This is a genomic window from Paenibacillus sp. CF095, assembly GCF_900101225.1.
Lineage (GTDB): Bacteria > Bacillota > Bacilli > Paenibacillales > Paenibacillaceae > Paenibacillus.
The window spans coordinates 1,215,602-1,227,854 of record NZ_FMZN01000001.1 but is presented as its reverse complement, the minus strand read 5'-3'; the positions used below and the strand labels follow the sequence as shown (position 1 = coordinate 1,227,854).

At 42.6% G+C, this 12,253-nt stretch carries 10 protein-coding genes; 1 reads left to right on the top strand and 9 read right to left on the bottom strand.

Annotated elements, in window-relative coordinates; translation table 11 throughout:
* Window positions 1-202: 202 nt before the first annotated feature.
* The 5 genes from fabD to BLS69_RS05490 all read right to left on the bottom strand — a co-directional run bounded on the left by fabD (window position 203) and on the right by BLS69_RS05490 (window position 4,228).
* Window positions 203-1,408 (bottom strand): ACP S-malonyltransferase, encoded by a 1,206-nt coding sequence (gene fabD, locus BLS69_RS05510; RefSeq protein WP_091029210.1) that lies wholly within the window; start codon window positions 1,406-1,408, stop codon window positions 203-205.
* A 325-nt stretch (window positions 1,409-1,733) separates the two neighbouring features.
* The gene (locus BLS69_RS05505; RefSeq protein ID WP_091029207.1) at window positions 1,734-1,955 is read right to left on the bottom strand and encodes a hypothetical protein; all 222 of its coding nucleotides are present in this window, start codon (window positions 1,953-1,955) and stop codon (window positions 1,734-1,736) included.
* A gap of 18 nt (window positions 1,956-1,973) precedes the next feature.
* Complete coding sequence (locus BLS69_RS05500) at window positions 1,974-2,465, bottom strand: YncE family protein (protein WP_091029205.1); 492 nt, start codon at window positions 2,463-2,465, stop codon at window positions 1,974-1,976.
* A gap of 177 nt (window positions 2,466-2,642) precedes the next feature.
* Window positions 2,643-3,503 carry a Cof-type HAD-IIB family hydrolase gene (locus BLS69_RS05495; RefSeq protein WP_091029203.1) on the bottom strand — a complete coding sequence of 287 codons (861 nt, stop codon included), beginning with the start codon at window positions 3,501-3,503 and terminating at the stop codon, window positions 2,643-2,645.
* Window positions 3,504-3,697: 194 nt separating this feature from the next.
* On the bottom strand, window positions 3,698-4,228 hold the full coding sequence (locus BLS69_RS05490; RefSeq protein ID WP_256332229.1) for a GNAT family N-acetyltransferase: 531 nt from the start codon (window positions 4,226-4,228) through the stop codon (window positions 3,698-3,700).
* Window positions 4,229-4,438: 210 nt separating this feature from the next.
* Between BLS69_RS05490 and BLS69_RS05485 the strand changes: the two genes are divergently transcribed.
* Window positions 4,439-5,599, top strand: a complete 1,161-nt coding sequence (locus tag BLS69_RS05485) for a S8 family peptidase (RefSeq protein WP_091029200.1) — start codon at window positions 4,439-4,441, stop codon at window positions 5,597-5,599.
* A gap of 121 nt (window positions 5,600-5,720) precedes the next feature.
* Here BLS69_RS05485 and BLS69_RS05480 read toward each other — a convergent pair whose 3' ends face one another.
* The 4 genes from BLS69_RS05480 to BLS69_RS05460 all read right to left on the bottom strand — a co-directional run bounded on the left by BLS69_RS05480 (window position 5,721) and on the right by BLS69_RS05460 (window position 12,207).
* A complete protein-coding gene (locus BLS69_RS05480; RefSeq protein ID WP_091029198.1) occupies window positions 5,721-6,119 on the bottom strand; it encodes a RidA family protein in 399 nt (132 codons plus the stop codon).
* A gap of 314 nt (window positions 6,120-6,433) precedes the next feature.
* Window positions 6,434-7,876: a 6-phospho-beta-glucosidase gene (locus tag BLS69_RS05470; protein ID WP_091029192.1), complete on the bottom strand. Its 1,443-nt coding sequence runs from the start codon at window positions 7,874-7,876 to the stop codon at window positions 6,434-6,436.
* 34 nt (window positions 7,877-7,910) lie between these two features.
* A complete protein-coding gene (locus BLS69_RS05465; protein ID WP_091029190.1) occupies window positions 7,911-9,824 on the bottom strand; it encodes a beta-glucoside-specific PTS transporter subunit IIABC in 1,914 nt (637 codons plus the stop codon).
* Window positions 9,825-10,269: 445 nt separating this feature from the next.
* On the bottom strand, window positions 10,270-12,207 hold the full coding sequence (locus BLS69_RS05460) for a beta-glucoside-specific PTS transporter subunit IIABC (protein ID WP_091029189.1): 1,938 nt from the start codon (window positions 12,205-12,207) through the stop codon (window positions 10,270-10,272).
* Window positions 12,208-12,253: the final 46 nt, after the last annotated feature.

Below are 12,253 nucleotides of genomic sequence, written 5' to 3'. Positions count from 1 at the left end.
ACCATAGAAATATATGTAAAATCAATCAATTTATTGTTACTATATGGTAAAATATAGAGATTGAATAGCTCATTTTTTTACATATTGATGACAAAACGTCTGAATATTCAACAACTTTAGAGCGTATCCAACGACAAACAGACCACCTCATAATGAGATAGCCTGGAATGTTCTAGAGGTCTTGTGAGTAAACAAAATCGTACTAAATTGCATTAATTAACGCAGTTTCATCTATTGAAATTTGTTTCGCTGTAAGAATCGAATGACATACCTGTAGAGCATCATTTATCTCTTCTTCGCTGAGTTTGTATCCATTCTTGTGTATTTGTTCCTTTACCCGTTGTAATTGATGAAATAACGGCTCAACCGTTTGGGTATATGATATCGAATCTTGGTTATAATTCCGTGAAATGAGTGCGGTTACCATTAGTTCTGATAACAACTTTTTACGAATCGTTAACCGCTTATTTTTCCTTTCTTGTGTATTTGTAAGCATTAGTAAATCGGAAGGCTGACCAAGGGAATAAGGTACAGTACGCTTCGTTATTTTACTCATAAGACTAACTAACACATGTTTAGAACCCAACTCTATAACTTCAGTAACCCCATTTTCAACCAGGTAAAGCATGGACTCTGACCATCTTACAGGCATCGTCATCTGCATGTTTAAGTAATCCACGACAGATCGATCACACTCATAGGGTGCTGCTGTAACATTTGAAATAATCGGGTATTTTGCATGGGCATATTGATATCGATCCAATTCAACTTTGAATTGTTCTGCTGCGGTTTGCATCATGGGAGAATGATAGGGACCACTTACATTGATATAAGAATGTTTCGTTCCCAGGGATTCTGTCCTTTTAATAATTTCTTGTATAGAGTGCCGATGTCCCGAAATGACAAACTGTTGGTCAGCGTTCATACAAGCCACACAGGCAGGGTGTTCTTTTGTTGAAACTTCTTCGCATATGTTTTGAAGTGTGTCTAATTGAATGTGTGAAATGGCCACCATGGTCCCTTGCTGATGCGGGTCTGCATTGTGCATAATGATCCCTCGTTGTCTCACAAGTTTAATAGCGTCACGAAAAGATAGAACACCAGCGCATACCAGAGCCGAATATTCTCCCAAACTATGCCCAGCCAAATAAGTGGCTCCCATCCCTATTTCTTGCATATAAACTTGATAAGCAATGACACTTACAGTCAAAAGTGCAGGCTGCGCGTTCATCGTCATTGTCAATTCATTCAGACTGCCTTCAAAACAAAGTTTTCTTAAATCGAAAGAAATAGCATCACTGGCTTCTTCAAATAGCTTTTTAGCTACATCGAAGTTATTCCAAAAGTCTCTACCCATCCCAACCACCTGAGAACCTTGTCCAGGAAACAACAGAGCTACATTACTCATCCAGCATCCTCCATGTATCAACTTTATATTTCATGCACTCCGACAAATTAAAACCAATAAATTCCTCGTTTGCAAAATTTATAATAAACTTTCATTGGGAGTTATGCAATAATAAAGTCAAAAGGAGGGTCATCTATATCTATGAACGGAAAAAAATTCGTGATTCTTTTTGGGCTCCTCGTTGGCCTCTGTGTTGGAACATTTAGTGTTGTTCTTTACTGGATCTTGTCTGTAGTCTGAGTACTAATGCAAATAGACACCTCCATTGAGGAGATGCCTGTTCCATTCTGATCTGATCATTCAAGACTCACTATTTTCCTTTTCCTCAGAGAAACGGATTCCTCTTTATTTCAGATCCGATTTTTCCGCTCACTTCGTTCTCTGTACCACTCAACATTTGATCTGAAGATAGTACAGTTGAATAGTCGTCCTGTAATACAATTACATACAGCCCCTTACCTGGAATCCTAACTTGACATACAGAATTTTCTTTGTTCATGGTGATCAGCTGCTCCATTAAGTCTGAAGCCGTTATAACTTTTTTCATCCGAATCCCCTCACCTTTCTACGGATTTACACCTACTGCTAACGGACGTGCCCCCACAGGAATCGTAGCAATCACCGTATTGGTTTCGCCATTAATGACGGAGACATCGTTACTATTAAAATTCGCAACATAAATGCGGTTGACTGGTGTGTTATCTCCCTCCATTTCAAGTTCAGAAGAGACTAATCGATGTGCGGCAACTAGCTGACCAGTTTCATTTTTGCCCCACACGGAAATCTCCGTCTGCTCCATAGCTACACCTTCAACTGTAAAGACAAATTCAAACGCATCAAGATTGGCAAAATAAGTTCTTGTCACTACCTGATCCGGAGCAAGTGAAATCTGCTCGCTGACATATAAAGTCCTCGTAGCGGTCAAATTATACCCTTGTATCAAAACAACGGATTCATCCAGAGAATTCCTGTTATCAATTTTAACGGTAACTTGTTGTGTTGGCCGTACATCACTGACGGCATTATTCTCAATAGGTCCGGTTGATAGAATGGCCATTTCGATTCTCTCCTTCACTTAGATGTTATGGTTTGATTAGAGAACCCTTTTGTAAAAATATAAATTGATCTGTTTAAACCAAAATAAAGACCCTGCAATAATATATGCAGGGTCTTAAATAAGGTTTGGGACAAAGGATATACCTATTACCCGTTTTTATCTCTCACCTTGTTTTCTTTAACAAGTGATCAATCCATACTTCACAAAACTATGATACAATCCATCTTCCTCTACTGTTCCAGTAATATCATCTGCAATGGCTTTCAGTCCAGGCTTTGCATTACCCATGGCAATTCCGACGTTACAAAATTCCAACATCTCGGCATCATTCATGCCATCACCAATGGCGAATGTATCTTCTTGGGACATGCCCAGATGCTCCAACAAATCGGCGATCGCAATCGCTTTGTGAATGCCAGGGATCATCAGTTCACCACTTCCTTCACCAAAGATCGGCACAGTGCACTGAATGACTTCGAATTTCCCTTCAAACTCTTGCTTGATCCGCTCAAACGGGATGGCTGAGCTCTCCAAGAAACATACTTTGTTCACATCATCCTTATACAGGTCGGCCTCTCCATACGTTAATCCGGCAATAAAAGGGTGCGGTTTCAGCTCCTTCTTCTCTCTGGCTACAGGGTCATTCTCCACATCACCATAGATGCGGCGTTCCAGGTGAGGTTGAAGATTACTACTCGCATACAGAGCCGAATTGGATTCAAGGTAGAAGTCAATGCCGTTTTCATTGAAGAAATCGACCATATGTCGAACATCTTCCGCTGTTACCCTTTTGTGATATAACACGTCCTTGCCAAACTCCACATAACCCCCACCTGCACCAATCAGACCATCGAATCCGACATCCCAGATGGAATCATAAATTTCTGCTTTGGATCTGCCTGTACATAAATAGAGCAGATGTCCGTTCTCTCTGGCCTGTTTACAAGCCTTCTGTGCTGACAACGGAATACTTCCGTCATCATCTACCAGTGTGCCATCAATATCAATAAAAACAATTTTCCGCTTCGTTTCGTTCATCTGCCTAGCCCCCATCATGTATGTTGTCTATGTCTAAACGAGCGAGTGCCGACAGGCATTTTCCTTATACAAAATTACCTATTTCGTGGTGTTCGCTGATCGATCAACTTCTCCAAAAATCCGGCAAAAGAATCCGCGTATACTTCTCCCCCATTACCATCACAATGTCATTTTCCTTCAATAAATTCCAATGGTCACTTACGTGCGAACTTGTCCATATGTACGGTTTGCCAGTCATCATCCTGCTCAGCAATAACCGTAAATCCTTGGCGTTTCCAGAAATCTACGGCTCCTGGCAAGAAGCGATGTGTATGCAAATACAGCGTCGTATAGTGCATATCCTTCACCACATTCTCCAGTTCCTTTAACATCATCGAACCAATGCCGTATCTGCGATACGCAGGATCTACATAACATTTCACAATTTCGGCTGCAGACTGAGCTTCATATCGTCCTTCCACAGCTTCAATTCGCCCATCATATGGCAAAATCCCAATAGAACCGACGATGCCCGCATCCCCCATCATTGCAACAAGAAAGATCGCATCGTTGGAGTCCAGATAATGTTCTCTGAACTGCTCGAAGTCCACAGGCAATTTCGTATGATCCATCATCGGAAACACTTCTTTGCGTACACGCATGGCAAAATCAATGGCATCATGAATCTGGTGTGCCTGAACTGGTGTGACTGTTGGTATACTCTGAAGTTGTGTCAATAAATCCACATTCCTTATCCTCTGTATTAGGAGCTACTTCTTGGCCTCCTTGAATCTTGTTCATGCCAAGATCGGCTCTCTTCATCTCATCTTACCGAATTTATCCCGTCCTATCAATCTATCTGCACTACTAACCAAATTGAAAGAGTGCCCACGCAGTCTGATAGAGTTCGCATACGATAAGGCGTGTCACAATCCATATTGGAGGGAGAAACGCTCATGTGGTTATGGTTAGGTGTTTTTGGTTTCATTTTGCTAGCAATAATCGTGTTCGTGTATCGTTATCTGGACCGACGTGCCGAGAGCAAGTTTCACCCTCATGCTCCCAAGCAGCTCTTAGTCAAATTCAAGGAAGGTACAACCGAGGATGAGATGCACACCTTGCACAAAAAAGGGAGATGTAAAGTCGCTGAGACCTACGAAGATTTAGGATGGTACCGCATGGAATCCCGCAAAAAAATGCACAGAATGCTGAAACATTACAAAGATCATGAGTTTATTGAACATGCAGAGCCGAATTACCTCGTTGAGGCTTCCTTCACTCCTAATGACCCTTTCTTTCCTTATCAGTATAACCTGTCCAAAATCAATGCACCCGCTGCATGGGACATTACTCAGAGTAACAGCTCTGTCAAAATCGCCATTATTGATACCGGTGTACAGCTGAATCATCCAGAATTGGCCTCCAAGCTCCTCCCCGGTTATGATTATGTTGATTATGATAACATCCCTGAGGACGGGAACGGTCACGGCACCCATGTAGCTGGAATCGCTGCCTCCGTTACCAACAATGGTGTGGGTATTGCAGGCGCTGCACCACTCGCATCCATCGTTCCGCTCCGAGTACTGGATAACAGCGGGCAAGGAACGATAGGTAATGTCGGTAACGGGCTTGTCTATGCTGCCAATAACGGTGTACAGGTTGTTAACCTGAGCCTTGGTGGTCCGATGGGAGACGCTTTCCTTCAAGCTGCCGTACAATATGCTTGGGATCGAGGAGCTGTGATTATTGCTGCAGCCGGTAACGACAACACTTCATTCCCAATTGTACCCGCATCGTATCCCAACGTGATTGCCGTTGCTTCAACCAACCCCTCCGATCTCAAATCCAATTTCTCCAACTATGGTTCCTGGGTGGATATGGCTGCCCCGGGTGATACCATACTATCCACATACCTGGGTGGTTCCTATGCCTACCTTAGCGGTACGTCCATGGCTGCCCCTCATGTGGCTGGAGTAGCTGCACTTCTTGCTGCACAAGGAAAAACAAATGCTCAGATTCGGGATGCGCTGTGTTTCGCTTCTGATCCGGTATCAGGCTCCGGGATCTACTGGACATATGGTCGACTGAATGCTTATCAGAGCTTGCAGGTGCCATAATACACCTACTATCGCTCATGATTGCACACATGGCATATCCTTTCCATTTTTACACAAATAAAAAAACGAAGGGGCATCTGTAAGTGAGATGCTCCTTCGTTTGGTTAGAAAGTATTCGATGTTACACTTTTGCTGCCCAAAGCTCTATTTCAATTTTAATCTCTGGTAGACCTAATGCCGTAATATATCCAATCGTCATTGCAGGATAATCCGTACTAAATAATTGTCCCCACTCGGCATATAAGAAATCCCAATCGATTTCCTCGGTTGCCCATACGTTCACTTTGATAATATGTTCAGCATCTAAACGCTCAGATTCGAGCACTGTTTTAATATTATTAAATGTATTAGTGACTTGCTCATTCAGACTCTCTGGAAAGCGTCCATTATGATCTGCTCCAATTTGACCCGAAGTCACAAATAATTCTGCATTCCTCGGGATTCTTGTAATATGCGTGTACTGACCTACAGGAGCTGGCATATTTTCTGGATTTGTTCTAGTAATTTTGTCAATATTCATTTGGATTACCTCATCATTCTTAAGATTTTTCTGCGTTACTTCCTAGTTTTCTTCCGATTTTGGGCAGACTTCACCCTTGGAATAGATTCTAGAAAAAGACAGCAGTGGAGTATCCATATCCCGAAGATATAAACGCAAGTGATTTTTTCTTCATGAGCGGATGCTCCTCCCTTCTTAAGTGACAAGATTCTCTTCATTTCTTTATTATATCTGAAAGCCGCATCAAGGGTCAAATTCATCCCCTCATAAACAAAGAGCAATCCCATAATAACGAGACTGCTCTTTGTTTATTCTATAGCGTCGGACATCTTGTATCAGAAATATTGTGCGCCATTACTCGCAATGACATCTTTGTACCAGTGAAAACTCTTCTTTTTCACTCTGCGAAGTGTGCCCGTACCATCATTATTTCGGTCTACATAGATATAGCCATAACGTTTCTTCATCTCTCCGGTACCCGCACTGACCAGGTCAATCGGTCCCCAGCTTGTGTAACCTATGAGCTCTACACCGTCTTGAATCGCTTCAGCCATCTCGGCAAAATGACTATTCAAATATTCGATGCGATAGTCATCTTCAACGGAGTCATTGTCTAACAACACATCGGTTGCCCCAAGTCCATTTTCTACGATAAACAACGGTTTGCCATAGCGGTCATGCAGTTGATTACATGTAATACGGAGTCCTTTGGGATCAATGGTCCATCCCCACTCGGAAGCTTGCAGATAAGGGTTCTTCACCGAACCAAATACATTGCCTTCTGTCGAATCTTTCAAAATCTCAGGGTCCGTACTGGTGCACCGGCTTGCGTAATAGCTAAAACCGATATAGTCGACCGTGTTCTGCATCAAAATATCTGTATCTTCCGGTTGCATGTCAATCCAAATGTCATTTTCTTTGAAAAATCTTTTTGTATAACCCGGATATGCTCCCTTCGATTGTACGTCGATGAAGAAGAACGATTCACGATCTTTCTCCATAGCCTTCCACACGTCATCCGGGTTAGAGCTGTATGGATACACCATTCCAGCGGCCAACATACAACCAATCTGTGCACCAGGAATGATATCATGACAAGCCTTAACAGCAAGTGCACTCGCTACCAATTCATGATGTGCTGCCTGATATAGGACCTGATCTTTGTTTTCACCTTCCTGCAGAACAATACCCGCTCCAATGTACGGGAGATGCAGTAACATATTGATTTCATTAAACGTCATCCAGTATTTCACTTTATTCTTGTATCGATTGAACAATGTCGTCGCATATTTCTCAAAGAAACCAATCATCTTGCGGTTCTTCCAACCGCCGTAAGTCTTGACCAGATGTACAGGTACATCGAAATGGCAGATCGTCACGACAGGTTCAATATTGTATTTCAATAACTCATCAAAGACATCATCATAAAATTGCAAGCCTGCTTCGTTTGGCTCCGCTTCATCGCCATTAGGGAAAATCCGTGCCCAAGCAATGGAAAGCCTGAGGCACTTAAATCCCATTTCTGCAAATAACGCAATATCTTCCTTATATCGATGATAGAAGTCGATGGCTTCATGTGAAGGATAAAATTCCCCTGCTTTTGGCTCATACGAATCCAGGTTACCCAGAGCAATATTCCATCGATTGGCACCAATCGGAATCAGATCTACAGTTGTTAAACCTTTGCCACCTTCCAGATAAGCACCTTCCAATTGATTCGCTGCAGTAGCTCCTCCCCAGAGAAAATTCTCCGGGAAGGCTGTAAATTTTTCATTCATTGAGACGTTCCTCCTATACCATCTGTGATTCCAATTAGCTTAATACCGTGATCAATTTATCTTTCTCATGAACGGTTGCCTCTTTTGTTCCTACAACGTCCAGATAACTTGAAGTATTAGTGACAATGATCGGTGTAACTGTCTCATATCCTGCATCCTTAATCGCTTGTAGATCAAACTCAACAATCAGGTCACCAGCGTTAACACGGTCTCCATCTTTCACATGAGTTGTAAAATGTTGACCTTTCAGCTTTACCGTATCCTGTCCAATATGGATCAGCATCTCTACACCATCATCGCTTACAAGACCAATAGCGTGTTTGGTACGATATACGGTTTGAACGACACCTGTGATCGGAGACACCACTCTGCCACTGATTGGACGAATTGCAATCCCTTTACCCATGTGCTCTCCTGCAAACGTTATGTCATTAATTTCGTTCAATGCAACAACTTCACCAGCCATTGGGCTTACAATTTCGTATCTGCTGTTCGGATTTGGATCAAGTACAGGTGCTGGAGCTGGTGCAGCTTCCACTTTGTCTTTGAACCCAACCACGTACGTCAGAATAAAACCAAGGACAAATGCGATACCACATGCAACCAGAGCCATATAGAAACCAGAATCAACACCTGTTGCTTTATTAATGAAACTTGGGAATCCGAATACTCCCAGTCCACCAAAGATGTATAATTTCGAACCGGCCAGTCCCAAGATACCACCACCGATACCACCAGCAATACAGCTCATGATAAATGGTTTTTTCAGTGGAAGTGTCAGACCGTAGATAGCTGGCTCGGTTACACCGAAGATCCCAGAGATGAAGGCCGGAATACCTAAAGATTTCAATTTCGTATTTTTGGTTTTCAGTATAACGGCAAGTACAGCACCGATTTGAGCAAAGGAGGCAGCAAAAGACATGGCAATTACCGGATCAGCCCCAGAAGTACTCAAGTTAAGAAGCATGACTGGCACGAGTCCCCAGTGGAGTCCAAACAGTACAAACACTTGCCACAATCCACCGATAAGCAAACCTGTAACCACTGGACTTAAATCGTAGATGCCGGTTGCTCCTGCACCAATCAACTGGCCTGCCCAAGTGGATACTGGACCAATCAGTATGAACGTTGCCGGAACGATAACGAGCAATGTAAAGAATGGAACAAGGAACGTGCTAACAACTTTAGGAATAATATTTTTAAAGAATCTTTCAATTTTAACAGCGAAGAATGTAGCAATAATGATTGGAATAACCGATGTTGAATAACTCATCAGAATAACTGGAATACCCAGGAACGTGATGTGAATCGGTGATTCAATTAACGTACCTGCAAACAGGGTGTACAATGGATCTCCAGCAGTCAAACCAGACAGCGAAGGATAAACTAACGAAGCACCTATCGCCATTCCCAGGAACGGTGAACCGCCAAATTTCTTGATTGCCGTATAACCAAGGAAGATTGGGAAGAAGTAGAACAGACAGTCACCCGTTGCATTTAACAGTTGGTACGTTCCAGAAGTTTCCGTAATCCATCCAAAGGATAAAAACATGGCTGTAAAACCTTTGATCATACCTGTTGCAGCCAGCAAACCGAGTAACGGTGTGAACACACCGGAGATCATGTCGATAAATCGACTGAACAATCCAACTTTCTTGCCTGAGTTGTCTGCTTCCTCTTCAAACTGACCTTCTGTTGGGAAATTCCCCGCTTTAACCACTGCTTTATATACATCCGGCACTTCATTGCCGATAACGACCTGATATTGTCCACCACTTTGCATGACGGTAATAACACCTGGCAGATTTTTAAGTTCTTCCGTTTTGGCTACGCTTTCATTTTTAAGTTTAAACCGCAGTCTTGTTACGCAATGGAATACACTGTTTACGTTCTCGCGACCACCTACACGTGACAGAATGTCCTTAGCTAATTGATCGTAGTTGCTCATTGTAATTCTCCCTCTCTAAGTAGACTCCCCATGACTTTTGAAACAAATAAAACCTGAACCACTGAACATACACAACATACCGGATCGTCCGGAAATCAGTCGTGTTATTCAGCAATTCAGGTTTTGCCCTTAACGGTTGCAACCCTGTAAGGCTGTACACATTGGTATTTAATTATTTGGATAACGAAAGTAAGTTGCATTCCATACCCTCTGAACTGAGGATGGTCGGCATTGCCTGATTGAACAGTTACAACCCGATTGATGTATGCGCTTACTTCTTGAACTCATCATAGTACATCTGAACTACGTTTGCAACACTTATTTTTATTAAATTCATAAATGCATTAAAGTGACCTAAAATACTAAAAAGAGATGCTTTCGAAAGCATCGAAAGCGTCCCTTTTTAGCATAATGTCCACATTTCTAAATACGCACTGAAGCAGAATTAACCAATAACAGTAACCAATTTATCCTTTTCTTGCACTTCCCGATTTGTTGTAGCAACCACGTCCAAATAATCTGCCGTATTGGTCACAATAATCGGTGTTACGGTCTCATATCCCGCCTCAATAATAGCTTGAATATCAAATTCAACGATCAGATCACCAACACTCACACGATCTCCGTCTTTCACATGGGCAGTGAAATGTTGACCTTTGAGCTGTACCGTATCCTGACCGATATGGATTAGAATCTCTACACCTTGATCATCCACAAGTCCGATTGCATGTTTGGTACGGTAAATCGTCTGTACCACACCATTAATCGGAGATACAACTCTCCCACTGGTTGGACGAATAGCAATCCCTTTACCCATATGTTCACCAGCAAATGTAGCATCGTTAATTTCTTGCAAAGGAACCACCTCACCCGTCATTGGGCTGGCAATTTCGTAACGATTGTTTGGATTAGGCTCAAGTGCAGCCTTCTCTTCTTTTACTGGCTCTGGAGCCTGTTTGGCAGCCTCCGGATTAGCAGGATCTTTGAATCCTACAAAATAAACGAGAACAAAGCTTAGTACAAAAGCAATAACTGTGGCAATCATAGCCATCCAGAATTCATAGTTAATCCCTGCTGTCGGACTAATAAGCGCTGGAACACCAAAGATGCCTGATGCAAATACAAACATTTTGGAACCTGCGAATCCAATAATACCACCAGCTACTGCAGAAGAAATACAACTCATAATAAATGGTTTTTTCAGTGGCAAAGTAAGACCATAGATAGCAGGCTCAGTTACACCAAAAATCCCGGACACAAAGGCAGGAACCCCTAGTGATTTGAGTTTGGTATTTTTCGTTTTAAGCATAACGCCAAGAACGGCACCAATCTGAGCAAAAGAAGCAGCAAACATCATCGCCAGAATCGGATCTGCTTTCAGAGTGGACAGATTCAGCAACATGATGGGTACGATACCCCAGTGTAACCCGAAGATCACCAATACTTGCCACAATCCACCAACAACAATACCGGTTACTAACGGACTCAAGTCATAAATGCCCGATACCCCGGCACCAATCAGCTGACTTGCCCATGTTGCGATTGGACCAATCAAGAGGAATGTTACAGGTACAACAATCAGAATTGTAAAGAATGGCGTGAGGAACGTTCTCACAACAGAAGGAATGATCTTTTTGAAGAATGCTTCTACCTTTGCTCCAAAATAAGCAGCAATAATAATCGGAATGACGGATGAGGAATAACTCATCAAGATAACGGGAATACCCAGGAACGTGATATGAATCGGTGATTCAAATAATGTTCCTGCAAACAGCGTATAAAGCGGTTCCCCACCACTAAGACCGGATAAGGTCGGATATACAAGTGATGCTCCGATGGCCATCCCGAGGAAAGGAGATCCACCGAATTTTTTCATAGCTGTGTAACCCAGGAAGATTGGGAAGAAGTAGAACAGACAGTCACCAGCAGCATTCAACAATTGATATGTGCCTGAAGCCGGGTCCAACCATTCGAGAGAAGTAAACATGGACAGGAAACCTTTGATCATCCCTGTTGCAGCTAGCAAGCCGAGAATTGGTGTAAATACACCCGAGATCAAGTCGATAAACTGACCCAAGAGACTCTCTTTTTTACCGGAAGATTCTGACTCATCACTTGAGACCGGTTCATCCGCATTCATATTACCCACCTGTAACAAGGCTTTATACACATCAGACACTTCGTTACCCACAACGACCTGGTATTGTCCACCACTTTGCATTACCGTTATGACTCCAGGCAGATTTTTGAGTTCGTCTGTTTTGGCATTATTGTCATTTTTTAATTTGAAACGAAGTCTGGTCGCGCAGTGCACCACGCTGTTAATGTTCTGTTTACCACCAACGCCAGACAGAATGTCTTTGGCTAATTGCTCGTGTTTCATGAAGTCTATTCTTCCTTTCTGGCTAGACACGGATTCGAAGCATATT

Excerpts from the sequence above, each read along its gene's own strand:
- BLS69_RS05485 (WP_091029200.1), top strand. The coding sequence starts at position 4,439 with ATGTGGTTATGGTTAGGTGTTTTTGGTTTCATTTTGCTAGCAATAATC.
- BLS69_RS05500 (WP_091029205.1), bottom strand. The coding sequence starts at position 2,465 with ATGGCCATTCTATCAACCGGACCTATTGAGAATAATGCCGTCAGTGAT.
- fabD (WP_091029210.1), bottom strand. The coding sequence starts at position 1,408 with ATGAGTAATGTAGCTCTGTTGTTTCCTGGACAAGGTTCTCAGGTGGTT.
- BLS69_RS05460 (WP_091029189.1), bottom strand. The coding sequence starts at position 12,207 with ATGAAACACGAGCAATTAGCCAAAGACATTCTGTCTGGCGTTGGTGGT.
- BLS69_RS05470 (WP_091029192.1), bottom strand. The coding sequence starts at position 7,876 with ATGAATGAAAAATTTACAGCCTTCCCGGAGAATTTTCTCTGGGGAGGA.
- BLS69_RS05480 (WP_091029198.1), bottom strand. The coding sequence starts at position 6,119 with ATGAATATTGACAAAATTACTAGAACAAATCCAGAAAATATGCCAGCT.
- BLS69_RS05505 (WP_091029207.1), bottom strand. The coding sequence starts at position 1,955 with ATGAAAAAAGTTATAACGGCTTCAGACTTAATGGAGCAGCTGATCACC.
- BLS69_RS05495 (WP_091029203.1), bottom strand. The coding sequence starts at position 3,503 with ATGAACGAAACGAAGCGGAAAATTGTTTTTATTGATATTGATGGCACA.
- BLS69_RS05465 (WP_091029190.1), bottom strand. The coding sequence starts at position 9,824 with ATGAGCAACTACGATCAATTAGCTAAGGACATTCTGTCACGTGTAGGT.